General features: G+C 69.9%; 26 protein-coding genes. 12 read left to right on the forward strand and 14 right to left on the reverse strand.

The window, feature by feature from the left end; translation table 11 throughout:
• Window positions 1-9: 9 nt before the first annotated feature.
• Window positions 10-3186 carry a glycoside hydrolase family 2 TIM barrel-domain containing protein gene (locus ACFJGU_RS01060; RefSeq protein WP_382306881.1) on the reverse strand — a complete coding sequence of 1059 codons (3177 nt, stop codon included), beginning with the start codon at window positions 3184-3186 and terminating at the stop codon, window positions 10-12.
• 95 nt (window positions 3187-3281) lie between these two features.
• On the opposite strand from ACFJGU_RS01060, the gene ACFJGU_RS01065 reads away from it, so the two are divergent.
• From ACFJGU_RS01065 to ACFJGU_RS01075, 3 genes are all read left to right on the forward strand, one after another.
• Window positions 3282-3881 carry a helix-turn-helix domain-containing protein gene (locus ACFJGU_RS01065; RefSeq protein ID WP_382306882.1) on the forward strand — a complete coding sequence of 200 codons (600 nt, stop codon included), beginning with the start codon at window positions 3282-3284 and terminating at the stop codon, window positions 3879-3881.
• Between the two features lie 18 nt (window positions 3882-3899).
• Window positions 3900-4352: a VOC family protein gene (locus ACFJGU_RS01070; protein WP_382306884.1), complete on the forward strand. Its 453-nt coding sequence runs from the start codon at window positions 3900-3902 to the stop codon at window positions 4350-4352.
• An 85-nt stretch (window positions 4353-4437) separates the two neighbouring features.
• Window positions 4438-4845, forward strand: coding sequence for a hypothetical protein (locus ACFJGU_RS01075; protein WP_382306886.1), 408 nt, complete (start codon window positions 4438-4440; stop codon window positions 4843-4845).
• Between the two features lie 13 nt (window positions 4846-4858).
• Here the strand turns inward: ACFJGU_RS01075 and ACFJGU_RS01080 are convergent, their stop codons facing one another.
• The 4 genes from ACFJGU_RS01080 to ACFJGU_RS01095 form a co-directional block, all read right to left on the reverse strand.
• Window positions 4859-5203 carry a type II toxin-antitoxin system PemK/MazF family toxin gene (locus tag ACFJGU_RS01080; protein ID WP_382306888.1) on the reverse strand — a complete coding sequence of 115 codons (345 nt, stop codon included), beginning with the start codon at window positions 5201-5203 and terminating at the stop codon, window positions 4859-4861.
• Window positions 5197-5454, reverse strand: a complete 258-nt coding sequence (locus tag ACFJGU_RS01085; protein WP_382306889.1) for a ribbon-helix-helix protein, CopG family — start codon at window positions 5452-5454, stop codon at window positions 5197-5199. Before ACFJGU_RS01085 ends, ACFJGU_RS01080 begins: the two co-directional genes overlap by 7 nt.
• Window positions 5455-5566: 112 nt before the next feature.
• On the reverse strand, window positions 5567-5704 hold the full coding sequence (locus ACFJGU_RS01090; RefSeq protein ID WP_382306891.1) for a hypothetical protein: 138 nt from the start codon (window positions 5702-5704) through the stop codon (window positions 5567-5569).
• A 176-nt stretch (window positions 5705-5880) separates the two neighbouring features.
• Window positions 5881-8142: an ATP-binding cassette domain-containing protein gene (locus ACFJGU_RS01095; protein WP_382306893.1), complete on the reverse strand. Its 2262-nt coding sequence runs from the start codon at window positions 8140-8142 to the stop codon at window positions 5881-5883.
• A 68-nt stretch (window positions 8143-8210) separates the two neighbouring features.
• Between ACFJGU_RS01095 and ACFJGU_RS01100 the strand changes: the two genes are divergently transcribed.
• From ACFJGU_RS01100 to ACFJGU_RS01115, 4 genes are all read left to right on the forward strand, one after another.
• Window positions 8211-8654 (forward strand): VOC family protein, encoded by a 444-nt coding sequence (locus ACFJGU_RS01100; RefSeq protein ID WP_092558172.1) that lies wholly within the window; start codon window positions 8211-8213, stop codon window positions 8652-8654.
• 2 nt (window positions 8655-8656) lie between these two features.
• Window positions 8657-8845: a hypothetical protein gene (locus ACFJGU_RS01105; protein WP_092558170.1), complete on the forward strand. Its 189-nt coding sequence runs from the start codon at window positions 8657-8659 to the stop codon at window positions 8843-8845.
• Window positions 8846-8873: 28 nt separating this feature from the next.
• On the forward strand, window positions 8874-9482 hold the full coding sequence (locus ACFJGU_RS01110; protein WP_382306895.1) for a hypothetical protein: 609 nt from the start codon (window positions 8874-8876) through the stop codon (window positions 9480-9482).
• Between the two features lie 256 nt (window positions 9483-9738).
• Window positions 9739-11346 (forward strand): ABC-F family ATP-binding cassette domain-containing protein, encoded by a 1608-nt coding sequence (locus tag ACFJGU_RS01115; RefSeq protein WP_382306897.1) that lies wholly within the window; start codon window positions 9739-9741, stop codon window positions 11344-11346.
• Window positions 11347-11414: 68 nt separating this feature from the next.
• Here the strand turns inward: ACFJGU_RS01115 and ACFJGU_RS01120 are convergent, their stop codons facing one another.
• Together ACFJGU_RS01120 and ACFJGU_RS01125 are read right to left on the reverse strand one after the other, a co-directional pair.
• Complete coding sequence (locus tag ACFJGU_RS01120; RefSeq protein WP_382306899.1) at window positions 11415-12365, reverse strand: cytochrome b/b6 domain-containing protein; 951 nt, start codon at window positions 12363-12365, stop codon at window positions 11415-11417.
• Window positions 12366-12391: 26 nt separating this feature from the next.
• Window positions 12392-13321, reverse strand: coding sequence for an aldo/keto reductase family oxidoreductase (locus tag ACFJGU_RS01125; protein ID WP_382306900.1), 930 nt, complete (start codon window positions 13319-13321; stop codon window positions 12392-12394).
• Window positions 13322-13469: 148 nt separating this feature from the next.
• Between ACFJGU_RS01125 and ACFJGU_RS01130 the strand changes: the two genes are divergently transcribed.
• The 5 genes from ACFJGU_RS01130 (at window position 13470) to gap (ending at window position 18401) form a co-directional block, all read left to right on the forward strand.
• Window positions 13470-14312, forward strand: a complete 843-nt coding sequence (locus ACFJGU_RS01130; protein WP_382306904.1) for an ABC transporter ATP-binding protein — start codon at window positions 13470-13472, stop codon at window positions 14310-14312.
• Window positions 14313-14362: 50 nt separating this feature from the next.
• Window positions 14363-15412, forward strand: a complete 1050-nt coding sequence (locus ACFJGU_RS01135) for an aliphatic sulfonate ABC transporter substrate-binding protein (RefSeq protein ID WP_382306906.1) — start codon at window positions 14363-14365, stop codon at window positions 15410-15412.
• A gap of 11 nt (window positions 15413-15423) precedes the next feature.
• Complete coding sequence (locus tag ACFJGU_RS01140) at window positions 15424-16260, forward strand: ABC transporter permease (protein ID WP_382306907.1); 837 nt, start codon at window positions 15424-15426, stop codon at window positions 16258-16260.
• A 14-nt stretch (window positions 16261-16274) separates the two neighbouring features.
• On the forward strand, window positions 16275-17231 hold the full coding sequence (locus tag ACFJGU_RS01145; RefSeq protein ID WP_382306909.1) for a GlxA family transcriptional regulator: 957 nt from the start codon (window positions 16275-16277) through the stop codon (window positions 17229-17231).
• A 174-nt stretch (window positions 17232-17405) separates the two neighbouring features.
• Window positions 17406-18401, forward strand: a complete 996-nt coding sequence (gene gap, locus ACFJGU_RS01150) for a type I glyceraldehyde-3-phosphate dehydrogenase (RefSeq protein ID WP_382306911.1) — start codon at window positions 17406-17408, stop codon at window positions 18399-18401.
• 89 nt (window positions 18402-18490) lie between these two features.
• On the opposite strand, the gene ACFJGU_RS01155 is transcribed toward gap, so the two are convergent.
• Genes ACFJGU_RS01155 through ACFJGU_RS01185 form a run of 7 tightly spaced genes read right to left on the reverse strand, consistent with a single transcriptional unit; the run spans window position 18491 to window position 26937 of the window.
• Entirely contained in the window at window positions 18491-19624 is a 1134-nt protein-coding gene (locus tag ACFJGU_RS01155; RefSeq protein WP_382306913.1) for an acyl-CoA dehydrogenase family protein, read from the reverse strand.
• Between the two features lie 25 nt (window positions 19625-19649).
• Window positions 19650-20390 carry a GntR family transcriptional regulator gene (locus tag ACFJGU_RS01160; protein WP_382306915.1) on the reverse strand — a complete coding sequence of 247 codons (741 nt, stop codon included), beginning with the start codon at window positions 20388-20390 and terminating at the stop codon, window positions 19650-19652.
• Complete coding sequence (locus ACFJGU_RS01165; RefSeq protein WP_382306917.1) at window positions 20387-21349, reverse strand: ABC transporter permease; 963 nt, start codon at window positions 21347-21349, stop codon at window positions 20387-20389. The genes ACFJGU_RS01160 and ACFJGU_RS01165 overlap by 4 nt, the downstream gene beginning before the upstream one ends.
• Window positions 21346-22521 (reverse strand): ABC transporter permease, encoded by a 1176-nt coding sequence (locus ACFJGU_RS01170; protein WP_382306919.1) that lies wholly within the window; start codon window positions 22519-22521, stop codon window positions 21346-21348. Before ACFJGU_RS01170 ends, ACFJGU_RS01165 begins: the two co-directional genes overlap by 4 nt.
• Window positions 22518-24332 carry an adenine deaminase C-terminal domain-containing protein gene (locus tag ACFJGU_RS01175; protein ID WP_382306921.1) on the reverse strand — a complete coding sequence of 605 codons (1815 nt, stop codon included), beginning with the start codon at window positions 24330-24332 and terminating at the stop codon, window positions 22518-22520. Before ACFJGU_RS01175 ends, ACFJGU_RS01170 begins: the two co-directional genes overlap by 4 nt.
• A complete protein-coding gene (locus ACFJGU_RS01180; RefSeq protein ID WP_382306923.1) occupies window positions 24329-25915 on the reverse strand; it encodes an ATP-binding cassette domain-containing protein in 1587 nt (528 codons plus the stop codon). The genes ACFJGU_RS01175 and ACFJGU_RS01180 overlap by 4 nt, the downstream gene beginning before the upstream one ends.
• Entirely contained in the window at window positions 25915-26937 is a 1023-nt protein-coding gene (locus ACFJGU_RS01185; protein WP_382306924.1) for a BMP family protein, read from the reverse strand. The genes ACFJGU_RS01180 and ACFJGU_RS01185 overlap by 1 nt, the downstream gene beginning before the upstream one ends.
• Window positions 26938-26969: the final 32 nt, after the last annotated feature.

Consider the following 26969-nt stretch of genomic DNA (forward strand, 5'->3'; position numbering starts at 1 on the left):
CGGTCGCGGTCAGCGCAGCGCCGTGAAGCGCAGTGACAGAGTGCGCTGCTCGGGCCTCAGGATGTGATCGGGCCAGACATCCGGCCCGCAGGCTCGCGAACCGAGCCCGTTCTGCGCGGCGTCGAACCACAGGTACACCCGATCCGACTGCGGCAGCTCGTGCGGGTGAGCAGCGGCGGTGACCTCGCCGGTGGTGTGGCGCCGCAGCGTGAAGCCGGGACGCCGACCTCGATGGTCGGGCGCGGCGTCGACGCGCAGCCACGGCGACCCGTTCTCCCAGAGCACGAGTTCGCGCAGGTCGCTGCGGTGACCGCTCTCCTGCGGCCGGGCGTACTCCACGACGAGGTCGTCCACCGCCGCCGAATAGCGGCTGACATGGGCTGAACGGATGCTGTCGGGGTAGGACTCGCGCTCCCCCGCCCCGAACCACTCCGCGCGATCGACGGTCGAGGGCAGGTCGAACCGCACCCCGATGCGGGGCCAGTGGATGCGCCAGTCGCCGACCGGGGTCAGGGTCGCCCGGAGCACGACGGCTTCGCCGTCGCGGGACCATGACTCCTCGAGCAGCACACTCTCGCGCGAATCGGCGGCGGCGTAGCGAATGCGACGGTGCGAGCCGTCGACCGATGCCTCCTCGACGCGGGGCACCAGGCGGTCCAATCCGGCCTGCCGCCACAGCTCGGCCGACGACGGTGCCGGCTCCCCCTGCCCGCGGTTCGACCAGGGGTCGACCAGGTCGTAGCTGCCGAACCCGCCCTGCCCGGTGAAATTGCCCGAGAGGTCGTTGTCGGTGGGCGCGCGCCAGAGCTCCGCGTGCGGGCCCTCGACGGGCAGCCCGGCGAGCCCCGAGAGAGAGGGGAACGGAGCCACGGATGTCGCGGACTCTCCCGCGGGCTCCGCCGCCACTTCCACCCCCTGAACGCTCGACCAAGCCGGGGCGGGCGCGGATGTCGCGGACTCTCGCCTCGGCCCCGCGGTCGCGTCCGCCCGGCGAACCCGCGACCACGCCGGCGACTCCGCCGGGGCCCCCAGAGCCTTCTGCGCGGTGACGACCACGTGACCTGCCGGCGCCCACGCCGTCTCGGCGGCGAGCACCACGTCCACGGTGAGCCAGTGCTCGCCCGGCGCATCCGTGGCCTCGACCACGGCGACCGGAATCGGCACGCGCACCTCCTCCCCGGCGGACACCTCGGCCGGGAGCTCGAGCGGGCCTTCTGCGACGACGCGCCCGTCGACCGACCGCGCCCAGCGCACCGCGAAGGCCGCGAGCGTGGCCGAGTGCTGGCGGTTCTCGACCACGATCGCACCGCTCGCATCGCCGTCAGCGCGGTCGCCATCTCCGTCGGCAGCGCCCTCCCCGCCCGCAAACCCGATCCGCACGGGCGCCACGACCTGCTTCCACTCGAAGAGCGACGGGCTCGGCGTGCCGTCGGAGAGCACCATCCCGTCCATCACGAAGTTCCCGTCGTGCACGACCTCGCCGAAGTCGCCGCCGTACGCGAAGTACTCCACTCCCTCGGGAGTGCGGGTGCGTATCCCGTGGTCGCGCCACTCCCACACGAAGCCGCCGTGCAGCCGCGGGTAGCGGTCGACGATCTCCTCGTACTGATCGATCGCTCCCGGTCCGTTGCCCATCGCATGCACGTACTCGCACTGCAGGAACGGCTTCGAACGCTGCCTCGCCGACTCGGCCGCCGAGCAGTTCAGCAGCAGCGAGTCGTCATCGTCAGCGCCGATCGACCGCGTCTCGGGCACGGTGGCGTACATCCGCGAGTAGACGTCGGTATAGGCGCCCACGTGATCGCCCTCGTAGTGCACCGGGCGCTCCGGATCGCGAGCGTGAACCCAGTCGGCCATCTCCGCCAGGTTCGACCCGGTGCCGGCTTCGTTCCCGAGCGACCACAGGACGATGCTCGGATGGTTCTTGTCGCGTTCGACCGTGCGCTCGATGCGGTCGAGGTAAGCGTCGCGCCACGCCGGGTCAGCGCTCGGATTGCCGGTCCAGCGCGCCGTGGACGCTCCGCCGCGCTCGAACGCGTGCGTCTCGAGATCGCACTCGAGGATGACCCAGAACCCGAGCTCGTCGGCCAGGTCGAGCAGCCTCGGATGCGGCGGGTAATGGCTCGTGCGGATCGCGTTGACGTTGAACTGCTTCATCTGCGCCAGATCGGCCCGCGCGAAGTCCTCGTCGAACACGCGGCCGCGGTCGGGATGCGTCTCGTGCCGGTTCACACCGTGGAAGAGCACCTTTCGCCCGTTCACCGAGAACTGGTCGCCACGGATCTCCACGGTGCGGAAGCCGAGACGCAGGGCGACGCTCTCGGCGTCGTTCGACACGGTCGCGTCGTAGAGCCTCGGGGTCTCGGCCGACCAGGGTTCGACCTCCGCGATCACGACCGGCGCGACATCCGCCGCCGTGGGCCAGCTCACGTCGACGCCGAGATCGGGGATGCGAAGCCGCAGGGGGAAGGAGGCGCCACGCGTCTCGACGTCGACCGTGCCGCAGCCGTCGCGGTAACCGGCCCGCACCCAGAGGTCCTCGATGCCGCCCTGCGGACGCGCCTGCAGCGTGACGGAGCGGAAGATCCCCGGCAACCACCACTGATCCTGGTCTTCGACGTAGCTCGCCGCCGACCACTGGTGCACCCGCACCACCACGAGGTTCTCGCCCGGATGCACCTGAGCGGTCACGTCGAACTCCTGCGCCAGGCGGCTCCCGCTGCCCACACCGATCTCGACCCCGTTCACCCAGACCTTGTAGCGCGACTCGACCCCGTCGAAGCGCAACACGACCGCTTCCGCGCCCTCGAAGTCGGTGGGCAGCTCGAAGGTGCGCCGGTAGTCTCCGGTGGGGTTGGCGTCGGGCACGAAGGGCGGGTCGAGCGGAATCGGCAGCTGCACGTTCGTGTAGACGGGCCGCCCGTAGGCGCCGTCGCCCTCGAGCACCCAGTGCGAGGGAACCGGGATGCTCGCCCACCCGGAGTCGTCGAAGTCGACCGACCCCACAGCCTCCGGCTCCTCCCCCGCGGGCAGCACGCCGACCGCACCGGGCGTACCCGGAGCTCCGGCGAGAAGGCGGAACCGCCAGTCGCCGTCGAGCGAGAGTGTGGGCGCATCGGTCGCGAGCCACGCACGAGCCGGACGGCGGGCACCGGAACCGGGAGCGGTATCGGTCAGATAGGTCAAGGGCTGCAAAACTGGTCCTCACCGTGGTGCGTGGATGTCATGCGCGAGGCTAGCATCAAATTCGAGTGGTCACTCGAAAAAGATCGGAGGAAAGGATGTCGACCTCCCGCGAGTCCGCCGGTCGCCGCGGCCCGGGCGCGAAGTCCGCCGAGCGCCGACGCTCCATCGTCGACGCCGCGCACGCGGTCTTCGCCGAACGCGGCTACAACGCCGGCTCTTTCCAGGCCGTGGCCGACCGGGTCGGCATGAGCCAGACCGGTCTGCTGCACTACTTCCCTGCCAAGAGCGATCTGCTGCTCGCCGTGTTGCAGCGGCGCGACGAGGTCTCGGACACCGTGGTCGAGCCGTCGGCCGGATTCGCCGAGTCGGTGCTGCTCAAGGCCCGGGCCAACGAGAGCATCCCCGGCGTCATCCAGCTCTACGCGGTGCTGAGCGGCGAGGCCACGACCACCGGCCATCCCGCTCGCGCGTACTTCACCACGCGCTTCGAACGGTTGCGCACCGGCACCGCGGCCGAACTCCGCGCGCTGCAGCAGGAGGGCGTGCTGAGCCCGCGTGTCGACGTGGCGATCGCCGCGGCATCCCTCGCCGCCCTCTGGGACGGCCTGCAACTGCAATGGCTGCTCGCCCCCGACGAGGTCGACGTGGTGGCGTGCCTCCGCGATTACCTCGACGCGCTGTTCGCGCGCCCCTGACGAGCCTACGGTGGGGGCATGACGGATGATTCAGCCCCCACTGACCCCCACACCATCAAGGTCTCCCAGCTCCGCGTCGTCGTCGAGGCGGCGGACTTCGACGAAGCCGTCGCCCTTTATCGCGACGTGCTCGGCCTGCCGGAGGAGGCCTCGTTCGAAGGTGACGGCGACGCCCGCGTCATGATCCTGGAGGCGGGTCGCGCCACCCTCGAGATCTCGAATCCGGCGCAGGTCGCGATGATCGACGAGGTGGAGGTGGGGCGGCCGGTGAGTCCGCGCATCCGTCTCGCCTTCGAAGTCGACGATGCAGCCGCCGCCGCGGAGGCGCTGGCCGGCGCGGGCGCCGATCTGATCGCGCCGCCGACCCTCACCCCGTGGAACTCGCTCAACGCGCGGCTGCACACCACCGCCGATCTGCAGATCACACTCTTCGAGGAACTCGGCGACCGCGAGACCGGACCTCAGGGCTAGCACGGGCCGACCGTCTCCGACTGCACACGGAGCGGGTCGGCGTCAGACGGAGACAATGTCCCGTTGGGCTCGATAGGGTGGCGGCATGTCACTGGCCGGCCCGTCGGGCGTTCCTGTTCCCGCGCCGCAGAGCGAGCAGCCGCTCGTGCGCTTCGGCGACTTCTACCTCACCGAGCACTGGGTGGTGACGCCGCAGGGCAGCGTTCCGCTCACCGGCTGCCAGATCTTCGTGACGAACAACACGCGCGTGGATCGGGTGATCCCGACCTGGGCGATCGTCGTCGCCATCGTCGGACTGTTCGTGATCACGCTCTTCAGCCTGCTGTTCCTGCTCGCCAAGGAGGACCGCGTGAGCGGCTTCGCGCAGATCACGGTCACGAACGGCTCGTTCACGTACCAGACCGGCGAACCGGCCCAGTTCAACCCCGCAGCCCAGTTCTACGAACTCCAGACCCGCGCCAACTACGCCCGGGCCCTCATCGCCCGCGCCTGAGTGCACTCTGCCCTCAGAGTGCCAGCACCAGCCGCATGCCCCGTTCGACCTCGTCGAGGAGGTACGACGGGATCTCAGCTACCCGATCTCGCAAGTCCTCTTTGTCGACCGTCGACAACTGGGTCACATTGACGACCGAATCCTTGGTCAACCCGGAAGCGGTCGACGGAAGGAAGACATTTCCCGGCTGCTCAGCAAGTGCCGTCTTCGACGTGATGGTCAGGACCACGCAGGTGGAGATCGCGCTCTGATTGAACCTGTCGGCTTGCATCACCAGCACGGGTCTCCGGCGCGCGGGAGCGCTCCCGTGACGCTCTCCGAGATCGATCCACCAGATCGAGCCGCGCTTGATCACCACTCGTCGTCTTCGACGTATCTGGCGGCCTGCCCTTGCGAAAAGCGCGCGAACTCGCGAGCTTCTTGCTCAGCGTCGGGACCGCCTCGACGAATCGACTCGTTGATGCGCTCCGTGAGGTCGTCGGCCTCGAGTTCTCGGAGGTACAGCTCCGCGGCGCGTGAAAAGAACTCCGACCGATTGATGCCGATCTCCGCAGCCTTTCGGTTGACTCGTTCGAACGTGTCGTCAGGAACCGAGATCGCGGTCTTCATGGGTCGAGTATAACGCGGTATAACAGCTGGCACGCGGATTCCTTCTGTTGAGCGAATCCGCGGACCGCTTAGTGATTCATGCTCACATAATATCGGAAGGGGGCCCGCGAGATCAACGCGGGGTGCGGGCGTCCTCGATGGCGCGGGCGACGACCGCGACGGTCCAGGCGGCCGTCTCGTTCACGGTGCCGTCGGCCTCGCGCTGGCCGCTCTGTGCGCTCTGGGTGCGTTCGCTCGGGGAATCGGGCACGACGGGACCTCCGGAAAGACGATGGGCCGATCACGACGTCGGGTGAACGTCTCGCCGGTCGGGTTAACCGGCTGATCGGCCCAGGATTACGCTAGCGCCGCCCGGTCCGCTCACCGCGCGATTCCCGCCGGAATCACCCTCACACTCACCCTCAGCCGGCACCGTTCGCCCCGCGGTCACCCCGCGACATAGTCCGCGAGGTGCTGCCCGGTCAGGGTCGAGCGATCGGCCACCAGCTGCGCAGGCGTGCCCTCGAACACCACGCGCCCGCCGTCGTGCCCGGCGCCCGGGCCGAGGTCGATGATCCAGTCGGCGTGCGCCATGACGGCCTGGTGGTGCTCGATCACGATCACCGTCTTGCCCGAGTCGACCAGTCGGTCGAGCAGCTGCAACAGCTGTTCGACATCGGCCAGGTGCAGCCCCGAGGTCGGCTCGTCGAGCACGTAGATGCCGCCCTTCTCCGCCATGTGGATGGCGAGCTTCAGCCGCTGGCGCTCACCGCCCGAGAGCGTGGTGAGCGGCTGCCCGAGACTCAGGTAACCAAGCCCCACGTCCACCATCCGCTGCAGGATCGCGTGCGCCGGCCCCGACCCGAAGAACTCCTCGGCCTCGGCCACCGGCATGGCGAGCACCTCCGCGATGTTCTTGCCGTCGAGTCGGTATTCGAGCACGGCCGGCTGGAACCGCTTGCCGCCGCACTCCTCGCACACGGTCGCCACCCCCGCCATCATCGCGAGATCGGTGTAGATCACCCCGGCGCCCTTGCAGTTCGGGCACGCGCCCTCCGAGTTGGCGCTGAACAGCGCCGCCTTCACTCCGTTGGCCTTCGCGAAGGCGGTGCGGATCGGGTCGAGCAGCCCCGTGTAGGTGGCGGGGTTGCTGCGCCGTGAGCCGCGGATGGCGGTCTGATCGACCGACACCACGTCGACTCCACGCGGGATCGACCCGTGGATGAGCGAGCTCTTGCCCGACCCCGCCACCCCGGTGACCACGGTGAGCACACCGAGCGGCACGTCGACGTCGACGCCCTGCAGGTTGTGCCGTGTGGCCCCACGGATCTCGAGCGCACCCGTCGGCGAGCGCACCGCATCCTTCAATCGCGCCCGGTCGCCCAGATGCCGGCCGGTGAGGGTCTCGGATGCCTGCAACTCCTCGACCGTGCCCGTGAAGGTGATCTCTCCCCCGTGCACACCGGCCCGCGGCCCGAGGTCGACCACATGGTCGGCGATGCCGATGGTCTCCGGCTTGTGCTCCACCACGAGCACGGTGTTGCCCTTGTCGCGCAGCCGCAGCAGCAACCCGTTCATCCGCTGGATGTCGTGCGGATGCAGCCCCACGGTCGGCTCGTCGAAGACGTACGTGACATCCGTGAGGCTCGATCCGAGATGCCGCACCATCTTCACCCGCTGGGCTTCACCGCCGGAGAGGGAACCCGAAGTGCGCTCGAGACTGAGGTAGCCGAGTCCGATCTCCACGAAAGAGTCGAGCGTCTGCGAGAGCGTGGCGATCACGGGGGCCACCGACTCGTCGGAGATCCCCCGCACGAATTCGGCGAGATCGCTGATCTGCATCGCCGTGCAGTCGGCGATGTTGCGCCCGTCGATCTTCGACGACAGGGCGGCCTCGTTGAGGCGCGTGCCGTGACAATCCGGGCAGGTGGTGAAGGTGACGGCCCGGTCGATGAAGGCACGGATGTGCGGCTGCACCGAGTCGCGGTCCTTCGACAGGATCGACTTCTGCACCTTCGGCACCAGCCCCTCGTAGGTGAGGTTCATGTTCTGCACCGCGACCTTCACCGGCTCCTTGTAGAGGAAGTCGGCCCACTCCCGGTCGGTGTAGTCGTTCAACACCTTGTCGCCGTCGAGGAAGTCGGAGTCGGCGTAGATGCGCACGTACCAGCCGTCGGCCTTGTACCCCGGGATCGTGATCGCGCCGTCATTCAACGACTTCGTGCGGTCGACCAGCTGGTCGATGTCGATGTCGTTCACCTCACCGAGCCCCTCGCAACGGGGACACATGCCTTCGGCGGCATTGAAGCCGTAGTGGAACGACGGCCCGATGTGCGGCTCGCCGAGCCTGGAGAAGAGGATGCGCAACAGCGCGTTCGCATCCGTCGCCGTGCCCACGGTGGAACGCGAGTTCGCGCCCATCCGCTCCTGGTCGACGATGATGGCGGCGCTCAGGCCGCTCAGCCCGTCGACGTCGGGCCGGCCGAGGCTCGGCATGAAGGACTGCACGAACGCCGTGTAGGTCTCGTTGATGAGCCTCTGCGACTCGGCCGCGATGGTGCCGAACACGAGCGAGCTCTTGCCCGATCCGGAGACCCCGGTGAACACGGTGAGCCGCCGTTTCGGGATGTCGACGGAGATGTCTTTGAGATTGTTCTCGCGGGCGCCGCGCACGGAGATGAGGTCGTGGGAGTCGGCTGGGTGGCTCATGCTCCGATGGTAGTGACACGGCCGAGACGGCGTGCCACTATCGTCAGCAATCGCTGAATGGAGAGAACATGGATCTGAAACTCGAAGTCGTCGTCATCCCGGTGTCCGACGTCGATCGCGCGAAGGCGTTCTACGAGAAGCTCGACTTCCGCCTCGACGCCGACTTCACGGTCAAACCCGGCTATCGCGTCGTGCAGCTGACTCCTCCCGGCTCCCTGGCCTCGATCATCTTCGGCGAGGGCCTCAGCACCGCTGCCCCGGGCTCGGTGCAGGGCCTCCAGGTCGCGGTCACCGACATCCTCGAAGCCCACGACTGGCTGGCCGAGCGCGGCGTCGACGTGAGCGAGGTGTTCCACGACGAGACCGGCGTGTTCCACCAGGCCGGCACCACCGGGCGCGTCGCGGGCCCCGATCCCGCGCGGGCGAGCTACGGCTCGTTCCTCTCCTTCGAGGACCCCGACGGCAACGGCTGGATCGCGCAGGAGCTCACGACACGTCTGCCGGGGCGCTGATCATGGTCGACAACGGCGCGATCCTGCTGCAGCTGCTGAAAGACGCGGCCGCCGCTCACGGCATCCACGAGAAGGAGGACCTGGGCGGGGTCTTCGACGAGCAATGGCCCGAGTGGTACGCCGCGCACATGACGCAGGCACTGAAAGACCAGGGCTACACGATCGCGCCACTCGGCGCGGCCGAGACCTGACGACCGGCACGAGCAGGAAGGACGAGACATGGGATTCGTCGACCGCATCCTGGGCCGCAAGCACGACCTCGAGGAGGAGCGCGCCCCGGCCTCGGCATCCGGCGCTCCGGTGAAGCCTGCCGATGAGCGGGCGGTGGCCGAATACGAGCGGCTGCTCCGCACGGCGCCGCCCGACACCATCGAGAAGGTGCACGTCGAGGCGTTCTCGAAGCTGACGCCTGAGCAGCTCGACATCCTCTACGACCGCTTCACGGCGAATGCGTCCACGGCGGAGGAACGCCCGGCGGATGCGAAGCCGGCCACACTGGCGAAGACCGCCACCCAGGTCGAGCAGAAGAAGCCCGGCACCCTGCAGCGGGTGCTGAGTGAGGACGCCTCGGGCAGTGGCTTCAACACCTACCTCGGGCTCTCGATCCTCGACACCGTCATCTGGTACTCGATCGCGTCCACCCTGTGGACGGGCTTCGATGCCGGCTCCGACGCCGGCGACGAGGGCGGAGGCGACGGCAACGACGGAGGCGACGACGGCTCGGGCGGCGCCCAGGCCTCGGGCGGCTACGACGACACCGCCTCGGGCGGGTTCGACGATCCGGGCGGCGGTTTCGACGGATTCGGCGGCGGCGGTTTCGACTTCTGAGGATCGTCAGGACGGGGCGTCGGAGACGTCGCCCAGCTGACGCCGGCGGCCGAGCTGATATCCTCGACGCATGCTCGAGGTCGACAGACTCTAGCCACCGAGCCGTCGGTGGCGCCCCGGACCACGGCGGAATCCCGCCGCCCGTTGCCGCGCCCCTTTCTGACAGCCGACAGCGCCTCCGCGCTCTCCGGCCGACGGCTCGCACCGCCCCTCTGGCCACTAGCGATGCGGTCGTCCGCAGAATTGTCGAACCCCCATGTCCTCTTCGAAGAACTCCTCCATCACCCTCACCGATCTCACGTTCCGCTGGCCCGACGGGAACCCGGCGCTCACCGGGCTCAGCGGCAGCTTCGGCGTCGGCCGCACCGGGCTCGTCGGTGCGAACGGCGCCGGCAAGTCGACCCTGTTACGGGTGATCGCCGGCATCCTGACACCGACATCGGGCTCCGTCACACTCTCGGGCGACGTCGGCTATCTCCCGCAGTCCCTCACGCTCGAGACCGGCACCACGGTCGCCGAGCTGCTCGGCATCGGGTCGACGCTGCGCGCGCTCCGCGCCATCGAGCAGGGCGATGCCTCGATCGACAACTTCGACGCGGTCGGCGACGACTGGGACATCGAGGCGCGCGCCGACGAAGCCCTGCGCGACGTCGGCTTCAGCGCCGCGGATCTCGACCGCGCGGTGGCGACCATCTCCGGCGGCGAGGCGATGCTCGTCGCGATCACCGGCCTGCGCATCCGCCGCACCGCCATCACCCTGCTCGACGAACCCACGAACAACCTCGACCGAGACGCGCGCGCCCGCCTCACCGGCCTCGTCGACTCCTGGCCGGGCACCCTCGTCGTGGTGAGCCACGACACGGCGCTGCTCGAGCACATGGATGACACGGCCGAACTGCACGGCGGCCGGCTGACCGTGTTCGGCGGAGCCTACAGCGCCTGGCGCGAACAGCTCGAGCTGCAGCAGTCCGCGGCCGTACAGGCGGCGCGCTCGGCCGAACAGGCGGTCAAGGCCGAGAAGCGGCAGCGGATCGAGGCCGAGACCAAGCTCGCCCGCCGGGCCCGTACCGCGAAGAAGAGCTACGACAACCGCAGCGGCGACAAGATCGTGATGAAGCAGCGCATCTCCGACGCGCAGGTGTCGGCGGGCAAGCTCCGCTCGGGCCTCGACGACGACGTGCGCTCGGCCCAGTCCGCGTTGGATGCCGCGGAGGCGCGGGTGCGAGAAGACGAGCACATCCACCTCGAACTGCCCGATCCCGACGTCCCGCGGTCGCGTCGCATCGCCGAGTTGCAGGGCACGAACCGCGCGTACGTCATCCAGGGGCCTGAACGTGTCGCCGTGACGGGGGCCAACGGCGTGGGCAAGACCACGCTGCTGCGCGGGCTGCTCGAGGGCACACCACCCGAGCCCGGTCGCGCGAGCGGAACCCTCCACACCGACCGGGTGGGAATGCTCACCCAGCGTCTCGACGGGCTGGACGAGGAGGCGAGCACCCTCGAGAACGTGCGGGCCGCCGCACCCGAGGTGCCGCCGGGCGAGATCCGCAACCAGTTGGCGCGGCTGCTGCTGCGCGGCGACACCGTCACCCGACCGGTGCGGTCGCTGTCGGGCGGAGAGCGGTTCCGGGTGCACCTGGCCCGGCTGCTGCTCGCCGATCCGCCCGCGCAGCTTCTGGTGTTCGACGAGCCGACGAACAACCTCGACATCCAGAGCGTCGACCAGCTGGTGGAGGCGTTGCAGGCCTACCGCGGGGCGATCCTCGTGGTGAGCCACGACGACGCGTTCCTCGCCCGGCTGGGCCTCGACCTCGTGCTCTCGCTCGACGCCGTCGGCGCCCTCCGCGAGGTCGCCCTCACCTAGCCCGGGTCCGTCACTTCCGGCCCTACTCGGCGCGCAGTGGGGCCGGAAGTGACGGATCGACGGATGGCCTAGGGGTTCGGCTTGGGCTGCGGCGGGCGCGCGGGGCCGCCCATCACACGCACGGTCCCGGTGCGCCCCGCGATCGCGGTGAGCACCGCCGGCCGTGCCCCGATCCAGGCGGCGGCGAGCACGACGAGGGAGGCCGCGAAGATCCAGAAGCCGGTCCATCCGGCGTCGTCGCTCGAGGCGTACATGACGTTGAGGTTCTCGAGAGCGCCGGTCGCCAGCACCAGGGTCACGTGCACCACCGTGAAGCCGACGAAGTAGATCATCACCACGAAGTGGACGGTGCGCGCGATGCGGGTGGGGAACACGCGGTCCAGCGGCCGCAGTCGGGCGGCGAATCCGGGGGCGATCCGGATGCCGGTGACGAGCGCGAGCGGCGCCGCGAGGAACACGGTGGCGAAGTAGCTGAGCACCTGCAGGCTGTTGTAGTTGACCCAGGCGTGTTCAGTGGGCCAGTTCAGCGAGAGGTACTGCAGGCCCGCCGAGACCGCGTTCGGGATGACGCCCCAGCTGGTGGGCACGATGCGCATCCACTGACCGGTGGCGAACAGGAGAACGACGAACACCACGCCGTTCAGCACCCAGAAGATGTCGACGGCCAGGTGGAACCAGAGCGGCAACCCGATCCGCACCGGTGGGTTCTTCGTGCGGAGCCGCCCGTCGTTCTTCCGGGTCCAGAACGCCGACGGCCGCACGCCCTGACGGATGACCCATCCGGTGCGCACGATGAACAGCAGGAAGAACATGTTGAGGAAGTGCTGCCAGCCGAGCCACGCGGGGATGCCGACGGGCGCGTCGGCGGGCAGTGGCGTGTACCCCGGATAGTCGGCGAGGAAGTTCTGACCGGCCGGCGACGAGCGGATGGCGATGGCCGCCAGGACGGCGATCAGCAGGAGCACGACGAGTGCGGGTGCGATCCACACGAGGCGGAACCAGCGGGATCTGTTGCTCATCGTGAATCTAGAGTACCGGCCCCGCCCTAGGGCAGGATGTGGCCGGCCGCGCGGAAGAGGCGGTACCACTCCTCGCGCGTCAGCCGCACGTCGGAGCCGGCGGCCGAGTCGGCCACGCGCTCCGGGTTCGTGGTGCCGAGCACCACCTGCATCTGCGCGGGATGCCGCGTGATCCACGCCACCGCGATCCCCGTCGGTGTGACGCCGTAGGCGGCCGCCAGCTCGTCGAGCACGTCGTTCAGCTCGGCGTAGTGCTCGCGGTCGCCGAGGAAGACGCCGTCGAAGAAGCCCTTCTGGAACGGCGACCACGCCTGCAGCGTGATGTCGTTGAGCCGCGCGTAGTCGAGGAGGCCGTTGTCGCGGTCGATCGACTGGTCGAGCCCGCCCATGTTCGCCGCCACGCCTGCCGCGATGAGAGGCGCGTGGGTGATGCTCAGCTGCACCTGATCCACCGCGAGCGGCTGGCGCACGAAACGCTTGAGCAGCTCGATCTGGCCCGGCGTGTGGTTGGAGACCCCGAAGTGGGTGACCTTGCCGGCGGCCTGCAGCTCGTCGAACGCGGCGGCGACCTCCTCGGGCTCCACCAGGGTGTCGGGGCGGTGCAGGAGCAGCAGGTCGAGGTGCTCGATCCGCAGTGCGGCCAGCGACTCCTCCACCGTGCGCAGGATGTGCTCCTTCGAGAAGTCGAAGTATCCGTCGCGGATGCCCACCTTGCTCTGGATCACGACCTGCTCGCGCTCCGACGGACTGAACGTGACGGCGTCGCCGAAGCGGGTCTCGCAGCCGTGCCGCACGTCGCCGTAGATGTCGGCGTGGTCGAAGACGTTCACTCCCGAGTCGCGGGCGGTGCCGACGAGCGTGCGGATCTCCTCGTCGCTGAGCGGAGTGATCCGCATGAGGCCCAGGATGACGTCGGAGACCGTGAGCTCGGTGTATGGCAGTGCGAAAGTCTTCATCCCTCCATCCTGGCCCCGCCGGCGGAACCGGAGCAGAGCCAGGCGGTATCCGGGCGCCGGAATATTACGTTGCGTAACGCGACGATGCGGCCCCGGTGATGGCCTCCCCATACGGTGGCAGCCAGACAACTGTTGACGAGGGGGGATCGTGGCACTGACGCAGCCGCCCCTGCTCTCGCGCTCGAGCCATGTCACGAACCGCGCCTTCTCGGTGGAGTTCGCCGGTCTCGGCCGCAGCTTTCCCGCGCCGAAGAAGAAGACGTCCACGGGCGTGCTCGGTGACGTGACGCTGCGCATCGAGCCGGGAGAGATCGTCGCGATCCTCGGTCCGAGCGGTTGCGGCAAGTCGACACTGTTGCGGATCGCCGGCGGCCTCGACTCCCCCACGGCCGGAAGGGTCACGATCGACGGAACTCCCGTGACGCCCTTCGACGCACGCTGCGCCATCGGCTTCCAGGAGCCGCGGCTCCTCCCCTGGCGCACGCTCTCGGACAACGTGGCCCTCGGTCTGCCGCGGGGCGGCTCCCGCACCGACGGCCGCGAGATCGTCGCCGAGCTGGTCTCGCTCGTCGGACTGTCGAATTTCGCCGGCCACACGCCGCGACAGATCTCCGGCGGCATGGCCCAGCGCACTTCGCTGGCCCGCGCGCTGGCGCGGAACCCCGGCGTGCTGCTGCTCGACGAGCCCTTCGGAGCTCTGGATGCGCTCACCCGGCTCAAGATGCAAGACCTGCTCCTCGAGGTGCACACGGCCGCTCCCACGACCGTGCTGCTCGTGACCCACGACGTCGACGAGGCCCTGCAGCTCGCCGATCGCGTCATCCTGCTCGGCAAAGGGCAGGATGACGCCGCGAACGGCATCCAGCAGGTCGTCACCGTTCCCGGCATCCGGCCTCGCGATCGCGGCTCGGCCGAACTCGCCGAACTGCGGGCGCAGCTTCTCGGCGGTCTCGGCATCGAGCGCCACGCCGCCGGCCAGGAACACCTCTGACCCACGAACAATCCCCGCACACAGCACACAGCACACGACGAAGGACGACCATGACCCGCACCAGACTCCTCCCGATCGCGCTCGCCGCGACCGCCGCCGCGAGCCTCCTGCTCTCCGGCTGCGTCGCCGGCGAGAACAGCGGCCAGGCCGCCGCCGCTCCCGCAGCCTCCGACAGCGGTGACGTCGTCACCGAGGGCGGCACCCTCAACATCGACTTCGCCACCTACAACCCGCTCAGCCTCGTCATCAAAGACCAGGGCTGGCTCGAGGAGGCGCTCGCGCCGCAGGGCATCACCGTCAACTGGGTGCAGTCGGCCGGCTCCAACAAGGCCAACGAAGCCCTGCGCGCCGGCGCCATCGACGTGGGCTCGACCGCCGGATCGGCCGCGCTCCTTGCGCGCTCGAACGGCTCGCCCATCCAGGTCATCGACATCTTCTCGCAGCCCGAGTGGTCGGCGCTCGTCGTGCCGGCAGGATCGGCGATCACCTCGGTCGCCGACCTCAAGGGCAAGCAGATCGCGGCCACGAAGGGCACCGACCCCTACTTCTTCCTCATCCAGGCGCTCGAGGCGAACGGCCTCACCGCGAACGACGTCACCGTGCAGAACCTGCAGCACGCCGACGGCTGGGCAGCACTGCAGAACGGCTCGGTCGACGCGTGGGCGGGCCTGGACCCGATCATGGCCGGCGCCGAGCAGTCGGGCGCGGAACTGCTCTACCGCAACGTCGACTTCAACAGCTACGGCTTCCTCAACGCCACCGAATCGTTCCTCGAGACCAAGCCGGACGTCGCCCAGACCGTCGTGAACGCCTACGAGCACGCGCGGGCCTGGGCCGAGGAGAACCCCGACGAGACCGCGGCCATCCTCGCCGAGGTGGCCGGCCTCGATCCCGCCGTGGCCACCAAGGTCATCACCGAGCGCACCAACCTCGACGTCGACAACGTTCCCGGTGACGCCCAGGTCTCCGTGCTGAAGACGATCGGGCCGCTCTTCGTCGAGACCGGCGACGTGGCGAACCAGGGCCTGATCGACGACGCCCTGGACACGATCGTGAACGACCGGTTCGCGAAGGCCGCCGACCCCGCGGCGATCGGCTGATCGGAGCACGGATGTCGGTCGACGCCACCGCCTACGCCGCCACAGGCAACGCACCCGCCGTCGCCGTGACGCCCAGCCGCGCGCCGCGGCCGGGCTCGCGGCGATGGGCGGTGGTGATCGGCGGCGCCCTGCTGCCGGCGCTGATCCTCGCGGTCTGGCAGTTCGTCACCGCCACGGGTGTCGTCGCCACCTCGCAACTCCCCTCCCCCCAGATGGTGTGGGAGGCGGCCGTCGACCTCGCCCAGCGCGGGCTGCTCTGGCAGTACGTCGCCATCTCCACCCAGCGCGTCGTCATCGGCTTCCTGATCGGCGCGGCCTTGGGCCTCGCGCTCGGCGCCGTGGTGGGGCTGTCCCGGTTCGCCGACATCCTGCTGGCACCCACGCTCGGCGCCATCCGGGCGGTGCCGTCTCTGGCCTGGGTGCCGCTGCTCATCCTCTGGTTCAAGATCGGTGAGGAGTCGAAGATCATCCTGATCACGATCGGCGCCTTCTTCCCCGTGTACACGACGGTGGCCGCGGCGCTTCGGCACGTCGACCGGCAGCTCGTCGAGGCGGGGCGCGCGTTCGGTTACCGGGGCGCGCGCCTGTTCTTCACGGTGCAGCTGCCCGCGGTGATCCCCTCGGTCGCGTCTGGTCTGCGACTCGCGCTCGCCCAGGCCTGGCTGTTCCTCGTGGCCGCGGAGTTGATCGCCGCTTCGATGGGCCTGGGCTTCCTGCTCTCGGATTCGGGCAACAACGGCCGTATCGACCGCATCTTCCTCGCGATCATCCTCCTCGCCGTGCTCGGCAAGGTCACCGACTCGATCCTGGCCCTCTTCGAGCGCTGGGCCGTCAAGAAGTGGGCCTGACGTAGCCTGGACCGATGACCGATGCGAGGCTGGGACGGGTGGCCGTGCTCGTGCTGGCCGGCGCCAAACCGCTCGACGTGGGCATCCCGGCGCAGGTGTTCAGCACCCGCGCGAGCATGCCCTACGAGGTGCGGGTGTGCGGGGCGGCACCCGGACTCGTCACGGGCGGCGACGGCCTGTCCTACCACGTGGCCGACGGGCTCGACGCCCTCCAGTGGGCCGACATCGTGTTCGTGCCGGGCTACCGGCATCCGGATCGCGACGACCCGGCGCCCGAGGTCGTCGACGCCCTGATCGCCGCCCACGACCGCGGTGCCCGGCTCGCGGCCATCTCCACGGGCGCCTTCGCCCTCGCGGCCACAGGCCTCCTCGACGGCAAGCGCGCCACCACCCATTGGCACTACACGCAGGCCCTCGCCACGAAGTATCCGCAGGTCACGGTCGACGAGAACGTGCTCTTCGTCGACGAGGGCAGCGTGCTCACCTCGGCGGGTGCCGCCTCCGGAATCGATCTCTGCCTGCACATCCTGCGCCGCGATCTCGGTGTGGCGGCGTCGAACCACACCGCGCGCCGGCTCGTGGCGGCGCCGTACCGCAGCGGCGGGCAGGCGCAGTACGTTCCGCGCAGCGTTCCCGAACCGCTCGGCGCTCGCTTCGCCGCCGTGCGCGAGTGGGCGCTGGTGCGGCTCGCCGAACCGCTCACCCTCGAGGTGCTCGCGCAGCAGGCATCCGTCTCGTCGCGCACCTTCTCGCGCCGCTTCGTCGACGACACGGGGTACACGCCGATGCAATGGGTGATGCGCGCGCGCATCGACGTGGCGCGCGAACTGCTGGAGCGCTCCGAACGCAGCATCGAGCAGATCGCCGCGGATGTCGGTCTCGGCACGGCGGCGAACCTTCGCCTCCACTTCCAGCGCATCCTGGGCACCACCCCGAGCGACTACCGCCGCACCTTCGCCCACGGCGAGTAGCCGCCGCATCGACCCGTCACTTCTCGTCGCTCTGGGCCCGCTATTCCGACGAGAACTGACGGGTCGGTGAGGCGGAACGAGGGATGGCGCGATCCTTGCGAACCATGGCGCTCCGGCCACTGTCGAGATCGGATGTCGCGAGGGAATCTAGTGGGCGGAAAGGAAACACCACCCATGACTCGCATTGCCATCAACGGATTCGGCCGCATCGGACGCAACGCCCTCCGCGCCCTGCTCGAGCGCGACAGCGACCTCGAGGTCGTCGCCGTGAACGATCTCGCCGACCCGGCCACCCTCGCCCGGCTCCTCGCCTTCGACTCCACCGCCGGCCGCCTGGGCCGCCCGGTGTCGGTCGACGGCGACACCCTGGTGGTCGACGGTCGACGCATCCGTGTGCTCGCCGAACGCGAGCCCGCGCAGCTGCCCTGGGCCGAGCTCGGTGTCGACATCGTCCTCGAGGCCACCGGCCGCTTCACCTCGGCCGACGCCGCCCGCGCGCACCTCGACGCGGGTGCGAAGAAGGTGCTCGTGAGCGCGCCTTCCGACGGCGCCGACGTCACGCTGGCGTTCGGCGTGAACACGGATGCCTACGACCCCGCCGTGCACACCATCGTGTCCAACGCGTCGTGCACCACGAACGCGCTCGCTCCGCTGGCCGCGGTGCTCGACGACCTGGCCGGCATCGAGCACGGCTTCATGACCACGGTGCACGCCTACACGCAGGAGCAGAACCTGCAGGACGGCCCGCACCGCGATCCGCGTCGCGCCCGCGCCGCCGGCGTGAACATCGTTCCCACGACCACGGGCGCCGCGAAGGCCATCGGCCTGGTGCTGCCGCAACTCGAGGGGAAGCTCTCGGGCGACTCGATCCGCGTGCCGGTTCCGGTGGGCTCCATCGTGGAGCTCAACACGGTCGTCGCGCGCGACGTCACCCGTGAGCAGGTGCTCGAGGCTTACCGCGCGGCCGCGGACGGGCCGCTCGCGGGCGTCCTGGAGTTCTCCGACGACGCCCTCGTCTCCAGCGACATCACCGGCAACCCGGCGTCGTCGATCTTCGACTCCGCGCTCACCCGGGTCGACGGACGCCACGTCAAGGTGGTCGCCTGGTACGACAACGAGTGGGGCTTCTCGAACCGCGTCATCGACACGCTCGAGCTGCTCGCCGCCTGACCCGCTCGAGTGGGCATGATCCGTCGCGACATCCGCACCACGGAGACGAATCGTGCCCACTCGGTGACGAAGTACCGCCAGGGCCGGGGTCAGACCGGGGTGGGCGGCGCCGCCAGCACCCACCCGCCCACGAGCTCCTGGCTGAACGGCACCGAGTAAGCCATCAGCGCGCCGGCCTGCGCGTCGCGGAAGATCCGCTGGATGGGCGAGCGCGCGAGGTAGGCCCCGCCTCCGCCTACCTTGAGCGCGAGCGCGGCCGCCTTCTTGGCGACCTCGTTGGTGAGCATCTTCGCCTCGGTGGCGGCGAGCATCGCCTGCGGGTCGCGGCGATCGGCCAGCCACGCGGTCTGCTCGGCGAGCAGGCGCGCCGCCCGGAGTTCCGCCCACGCCATGGCCGTCTCCGACTTCACCCACGAGGCGTCGGCCAGGCGCTCGGCGGCGGGGCCCTTCTTGGCGTTCGCCGAGACGGTGAGGGCGTCGATCGCCGACTCGGCGATGCCGATCGAGAGCGACGCGAATCCCACCGTGATGAGGTTCGCGTAGTCGACGGGCGGCGGCCCGCACAGGCGTGCCCGCTCGAGCACGGTGCCCTCGAACAGGATCGTGCGGCTGCGGGTCGCCCTCATGCCGATGGTCTGGTCGATCGGCGGCAGCGACATCGTCTCGTCGCGGTCGACCCCGAAGAACGCGGGTGCGCCGTCGATCCGCACGTTCAGCAGCAGGTGGTCCGCGGCCTCGACACCCGACACGAAGAGCTTGCGGCCGGAGAGCACCCACCCGCCGTCGACCGGCTCGACGTCTTGCTGCGAGGCCAGGAAGTGGTTGCCGCCCGCGGGCTCGGAGAGGGCGTTCGCGAACCGGTCACCCGCGCGGAGCCGCTCGGCGAAGTACTCCGCGGCCGCCGGTGCCGACATCGTGACGAGGCCGTGCGCGGCGCCGATGTGCATCAACCACACGGCGGCGACGGCCGGATGCGCCGCCGCGAAGATGCGGACGACCTGCGCCAGCGTCGCATACGACAAGGCCTCGCCACCGGCCTCGACCGGCAGGAAGGCGGCATCCAGACCGCTCGCCGAGATGGCGCGCAGATGCTCGATCGGCAGCTCCCCCGACTCGTCGTCGGCGGCCACGGTCGCGGAGAAGCGTTCCGCGAGACCCTCCGCCGTCTCGATCCAGTGGGCCTCGCCGTCGGGGACGAGGACGGGCGATGGGCGGGTGAGCATGGGGCATCCTCTCGATACGGACGGATCAGAACTGGTAGCGGGCGGTGGAGAACACCTGGGGTGGCCGGCGCGTGCGCATCATCGAATACGACACGGTCGTGGGGTCGTGCAGTTCCCGGGCGTGGAACAACCGGCGTCCGCTCAGACCGATGCCGACGATGTCGAGGGTGAGCACGGGGGTGCCGACCGGATGCTCGAACAGGACGGCATCCTCCTCGGTCAGCGCTTCGGCCGACGGAGTCGCGACCTCCCAGGCGATGGACTCGTTCCACACCTGCGCGATCGCCGAGTAGATGGAGTCGCCGAGGTCCACTTCGGCGCGCGGGAACGGGAGCGGGACGGTGCCGAAGGAGAGCATCGCCACGGCCCCGTCCGCCCGCCAGCGCTTCACGATGCGGGCCGCCGGTCGGCCGGCCTCGGTCATCAGCAACCCCGCGATCTCCTTCTGCATCAGCGTGTCGGAGATCTCGAGCACCTCGACGCTGCTCTCATACCCCAGCTGACGCAGCAGCACACTGTATTCGAGCTGGTCCTCGAACCGCACGCTCATCCGGGTGGCCACGGGGTCGACCTCGGTGGCGGCTCCTTGGCGCCGGAGCACCATCCCCTGCTGCTCGAGTGAGGCGAGCACATCGCGCACCTGCTTGCGGGTGATCCCGAGGCGATCGGCCATCTCCACCTCACCGGGCAGGGTGGATCCCGTCGCGGCGGCGTCGCGCACGAAGCGCAGCACCCCGGCCAGCACCCGTTGGCTCTCGCTGATCATGGCGTGGTCGCTTTCGTCGACGTCGACTCCGTGGTCACGCGCGAGGCGGAGGCGGTGCGGGGCACGCGGTACAGGCGCCGCAGCTGGTTGCGCGAGGTGATCACGAGCACCACGAGGGTCACCAGATAGGGGATCGATTGGTAGACCTCGCTCGGCAACGTCAGGGCCGTGGACTGCGACAAGAGCGCGAAGCTCTGCAGGAACGCGAACAGGAGGGCGCCGAGAGCGATCCCCACCGGACGGCTGCGGCCCATGATCACGATGGCCAGCACGATGTAGCCGCGGCCGGCCGTGATGTCGGGGGTGAACGATCCGATCGTTCCCACCGTGATCACGGCGCCGCCCAGACCGGCGAGCGCGCCCCCGATCAGCAACGCGGATGCGCCGGTCTTCTGCACCCGCACGCCCCGCAGAGCGGCGGACGCGGGGTCGGTGCCCACGGCCTGCACCGCGAGACCGAAGCGGGTGAACCGCGAGACCGCCCAGGCCGCGACGAGCAGCACGGCTGCGAGATAGACGAGCGGGCTCTGGCCGAACAGGATCGGGCCGACGATCGGGATGTCGGCGAGCGGCCCGAGCCCTCGCGGCAGGGTCTGCACGGTGACGTTGGTCTCGCCGCTCGGAATCCAGAGCTGGTAGAAGTAGGTGCTGAGGCCGAGACCGAGCATCGTCACGGCGAGGCCCACCACGATCTCGTTGGCGTGCAGCCGGTAGACGACGAGATTCATGCCCACCGCCATGACGAGTCCGACCGCGGTGCCGGCGGCCAGGCCCACCAGGGGCCCGCCCATGCTGCCGGCCCAGACGCCCACGAAGGCGCCCATGATCATCATCCCCTCGATGCCGAGATTGATCCGGCCCGCGCGCTCGACGAATCCCTCGCCGATGCCCGCGAACACGAGAGGGGCGGCGAGCGCGAGCGCCCCGGCCACGATCGCGACCCAGAGTTCGACGCTCATCGGCGGCCTCCTTCGTGCTCGGCCTCGGTCAGGGTGCCGACGAGGGTCTCCGGTTCGTCTCCCGGTGCGGTGACGGGAACGGCGGCGAGGGCCGCTTCGTCGGCGGCGGTCTTCGCATCCACCGGCGCCAGCACGGCCGCCGGGTTGCGCTGATAGGCCGCGATGCACGCGACGCCGACGAGGAGCACGCCTTTCACGACCTCGGCGATCGATGCCGGGACGGTGCCGGTGGCGGATTGCATGCCGACGGCGCCGGCCGTGAGCGCCGAGAAGAACAGCGCCGCGAGCACGATGCCGATCGGCGCGAGGCCCCCGAGCAGCGCGACCGCGAGGCCCGAGAATCCGACTCCGCCGGACACCGAGTTGAGGAGGCGGTCGTTCACCCCGGCGACCTGGATCCAGCCCACCACGCCCGCACCCACACCGGAGACGAGCATGGTGGAGTAGACCGTGCGCGAGCGGGTCGCGCCGAGCCGCAGCGCGAGCTTGGGCCGGGTCGCGAAGACCGTCAGCCGTGCACTCGCCGCCGAACGGCGCCACAGGACGAAGGCGATGGCCACCACGATGACGAGCAGGATGCCCCAGTGCGCCCGCGTGCCGGGCAGGAGCGGCGGGAGCGCGGCCGCCTCGGGCAGCCGGGCGCTCTGCGGGGTCGCCGTCTCTTCCGGGCTCGCCAGCCAGGTGCGCAGCGTCCAGCCGAGGAATCCGGCCGCGAGGTAGTTGAGCAGCAGGGTGCTGAGGATCTCGTTCACCCGCCAGCGCACCGCGAGGAAGGCCGGGATCAACGCCATCACGGCTCCCCCGGCGGCTCCTCCCAGGAACCCGGCGAGCCAGAGCAGGATGCTCGGCGCAGCGCCTCCGAGCAGCTGGTCGACCGCGAACACCGACCCCGCCGCGCCGATGGCGCCGACGACGATCTGTCCTTCGGCCCCGACGGAGAAGATCCCGGCGCGGAGCGCGGGAATGAGCGTGAGCGCGACGATGCCGATCGGCACGGCGCCGACGAGCACCTCGCCCACCCGGTAGGGCGAGCTGGACACCCCCTCCACGAGCCCTTGGATTCCCACGAACGGGTCGGCTCCGGCGAACAGGATGAGCGCGCCCGCGGCCACCACCACGGCCAGAACCACCGAGGCGGTGAGCACCCAGCGTCGCCGGTCGATCGCCTTCACGAGTCCTCCCCGTCGTGTCCGCACCGATCGACGGGGCCGGGCAGCAGCACATCCACGAACGACTGCGTCGCGGCGTCGATGAGGCCGAGCTCGGTGATCCCGAGATCGGGAACCACGTACAACCCGACGAACGACAGGATGATGTAGGGCGACGGAATGGGGCAGCCGAGAGCGTGGGTCGCCTCGTGAGCCCGACGGAGGGCATCCGCCGTCTCCTCGAACGGAGCGGCACTCATCATGCCGCCCACCGGGAGGGGCACCCGGCCGACCACTTCTCCGTCTGCGACCGTCACGAATCCGCCCTGCATCGAGCGCAGTTCTTCGACGGCGTGCAGCATCTCGGCGTCGTCGACACCGACCACGGCGACGTTCATGTTCGGGCAGTTCATCGTGATCGCGATGGCGCCGCGCGACAACCCGAAACCTTTCACGAAGCCGATTCCGGTCAGCGCCTCGCCGTGGTGCCGATCGACGACGGCGATCTTCAGGACATCCGTCGCCGTGTCGGCCTGCACCCGTCCGTCGACCACATCGAGCTCGGCTTCGAAGGCGTGCTTGAAGTAGCCCTTGTACATCTCCATCGCCCGCACCCGCACGCGGCCGCCTTCGGCAGCGTCGGCGCGCACGTCGAACATCGCCGGGTCGAGGGTCTCGGGCAGGTGCACGGTGTCGGTCATCCACTCGGGCAGCTCGTCGGTGTTCGTGAACAGGGCCACGCCCTCACGAGCCACCACACGGCCTTCGACGAGAACGACCGAGGGCCGCACCTCGGCGAGGTCGGGGATGATCTGCAGATCGGCGAGGCGTGACGGGGCGAGCACGCCCAGGATCTGGTCGAGCCGGTAGTAGGCCGCCGGCTGCGTCGTGGCCATCCGGTAGGCGAGCTGCGGATCGACGCCGAAGCGGATCGCCTGCCGCACGTGATGGTCGATGTGCCCCTCGGTGCTGAGGTCGAGCGCGTGCTTGTCGTCGGCGCAGAAGCAGAGGCTGCGGAGCGCGGGGGCGACCCGCTCGAGGTCGGAGAAGATCGGAACGGTGTTGTCGGTCAGCGACGCGCCCATCACCGTGATCATCGCGCCGAGGCGCACCCGCTCGAGCACCTCGTCGATGGTGGCTGAATTGTGGTCGTCGCCGACGCCGGCGGCGAGGTAGCCCCAGAGCGACTCGTTCGTTTGGGCGGCGGTGTGCCCGGTGATGCGGCGACCCGCGGCGAGGGCCTCCCGGAATCGCCCGGTCGACTCCTCGCCGTAGTCGAAGGGGTTGCCCTCGCCGAGATTGGTGGTCACGTCGTCCCAGAGCCGACCGCGCACGACCTCCTCGGGAATGACGGCACCGCCGCGCTCGAGGTACGGCGCCCCGGGAGTCTTCGGCGAGACCTGCTGGAAGATGTGCAGCGGCGTCGTGGTCGAGAGCAGCTCGTCCATGCCACGCGCCCCCCACACGTTCGCGGCGCCGTTCGGGTCGGTCAGCACGGTGCCGGTGCCCCGCGCGACGCTCAGACGACCGAGCTCCCCGGGGGTGAGGTTCGTGTACTCGATGTGCAGGTGCGCGTCGATGAAGGTCGGCACGACGTGGCATCCGGATGCGTCGATCTCCTCGACCGAGGGCGTCGCGGCCACGTGTCCCCACGGAGTGAGGGCGGCGATGTGCCGGCCGGCCACGAGCACGTCGCGCTCGAGCCATTCCTCGGTGCCGGGCGATTGCACGAGACCGCCGCGCACGATCAGGTCGGGTGTCTCCGCACCCACCGCGACGGCGCGCAGCCGCCCGAGTTCGGCGACGGTGGGGTAGAGGTCTGTCTTGTCGGTCACGCGGGGTCTCCCTGGGTGGCGGAGTCGGGGCCGGAAACGGCTGTGGGGCTGTCGATCAGACCGGCGATCGCACGGCCGATTCGCTCCGTGTCGGCCTCGCCGATCGGCAAGTCGGCCACGATGCGGCCGGCGAACATCACGACCACGCGGTCGGCCACCCCGAGGATCTCCTCCAGGTCGTGCGACGCCACCACCACGGCCGATCCGGCCGCCGCGAGGGCGACGAGCCGCTCGCGGATCGCTTGCGAGGCACGCAGGTCGAGGCCCTGAGTGGGGCCGTAGGCGAGCACGACCCGTGGGGCGGGGTGCGCACCGAGTTCACGCGCTGCGAGAAGCTTCTGCTGATTGCCGCCCGAGAGCCCGGATGCCGCGAGCTCCGGCCGCGCCGGGCGCACGTCGAAGGCGCGCAGGGTCCCCTCCACGTCACCGGTGCCGCTGGGGCGTGGCTTCGCCGTCATCCTTCCTCGCCCTGGCGAAGCACCGACGGCGGTGGAGTAGACGGAGAGGTTCTCCCGCAACGACATCGCGGGCACCACGGCTTCGGTGCGTTCCTCGGGGATCCACGCGAGGCCGGCGCGCTGGAACCGGGCAGCCGACGCTCCGCTCCGGGAGCCGGCCTCCGCCCCCTCGAGGGTGATGGTGCCGCCGACGGGCTCCACGAATCCGCCGAGCACGTCGAGCAGGATGTTCTGACCGCTTCCGGCCACCCCCGCGATCCCCACGATCTCTCCCGCGTGCACGGCGAGGTCGACGCCGTCGAGGGAGGCGTCGCGGGTGGAGAGCGCCACGACGCCGGACGCCCGGAGCACCACCGCGCCCGGGCTGCGTTCGGAGCGGGGAGGCGGTGGGGGCAGCTCCCCCACCATGAGCCGGGCGATCTCGGTCGGCTCGAGACCGGCGGCCGATCCGTGATGCACGTTCTCGCCGTGCGAGAGCACCGTCAGGTCGTCGGCGACCTGGCGCACCTCGTCGAGACGGTGGGTGATCAGCAGCACCGCGGTGCCGAGGTCGCACAGTGCCCGGAGGTGCTCGAACAACCCGCCGACCTCCAGCGGGCCGAGGCTCGCGGTGGGTTCATCGAGGATGAGCGTGTTGGCGCCTTCGGCGAGGGCGACGACGATCTCGCCCAGCTGCCGGTGAGCTTGTGTGAGCGTCGCGGTCGGCGCATCGAGATCGACCTCGACGCGGGCGCGCTCGAGGGTCGCGGAGAGCAGAGCGCGGGCCGACCGTCGGTTCAGCAACCGCCGCGAGCCGACCAGGAGGTAGTTCTCGACCAGGCTGAGCTCGCCCACCAGGCTGAGCTGCTGCGGCACCATGTTGACGCCGCCTCGTTTGGAATCGGCGCGGTCCCGCGGAGCGAAGGCCGCGCCGCCAATGGTCATGGTGCCGCTCGACGGCAGCTCGATGCCGGCGAGCACTTTGGCGAGGGTCGACTTGCCGGCGCCGTTCTCGCCGACGAGCGCGTGCACCGCGCCGGGGCGCACGAGGATCGACACGTCGGTCAGGGCACGCACCGGCCCGAAGCTCTTGGAGATGGACCGCGCTTCGAGAACGCGGTCCATCTCCTGGGGTGAGACGGTCATCAGCCGATGGTGACGGTTCCGTCGGTGATGCCGGCGATGACGTCCTCGACCTTCTTGGCGGCATCCGAGGGCACGGCGCCGTCGACGTCGTTGATCGGCGCGTAGACGATCCCGCCGTTCTGGAGCGTCGAGGTGACGCCCTTGCCGCCGAAGTCACCGTTGGCGACCTCTTCGACCCAGGCCTTGACGATGGGGTACATGTCGAGGTCGACGGTCGAGACGTTGTTCGCCAGCGCCGCCTCTCCGGCCGCGGACGAGACCCCGACACTGAGCACCCCGGCCTCGGCGGCGGCCGAGCCCACACCGGTGGCGATGCCGTCTCCGGTCGTGTAGACGAGCTTCGCACCCTGGCCCACAAGCCCGGTGGTGGCTGCCGCGGCGGCCTGGGCGTCGTCGAAGCTGCCTGCGTAGACCACCGGCAGGAACTCCGCCGACGGGTTGGCGGCGGTGACCCCCTGCTGGAAGAACGCGTCGGTGGCCTTCACGAAGTCGAGCTCCATGCTCTCCACCCGGCCGATCGGCGACGCGCCGGTCACTCCGGCGATGTAGCCGGAGAGGTAGCCGACCTGAGGGGTGTCGTAGGTCCAGGTCTCGACGTTGTCGGTGTACTTCTCCAGGATGTCGGGCCCGCCCGATGCGGTGAAGTGCACGTCGGGGAAGTCGCCGGCGACCGAGAACACCGCGTCGCCGAGTTCGATGCCGTGACCGATGATGAGGTCGTAGCCCTGGCTGGCGAAGTCGGCGATCACCGGCTCGCTCTCCGCGGGGTCGGACATCTGGTCGCGCAGCTCGTAATCGATGAGCCCCTCGTCCTTCAGCTTCTCGAGGGCGTCGGCGAGCGATTGGTTGAAGGCGCCGTCGTTGGTGTTCCCCGGGGTGAGGGCGCCGACTTTGATGACCTTGTCGGTCGCCGGTGCCGTGCTGTCGCTCGACGCCGAGGAGCCGGCGCTGCAGCCGGCGAGGCCGATCGCGGCGACGGTGGTCACGACGGCTGCCGTGAGGACGGTTCCGATTCTTCTCATGATGTTCCTTTCGGGTGTGATGCAGGACGGGT

The sequence above is a fragment of the Herbiconiux sp. UC225_62 genome, from assembly GCF_042694625.1.
GTDB lineage: Bacteria > Actinomycetota > Actinomycetes > Actinomycetales > Microbacteriaceae > Herbiconiux.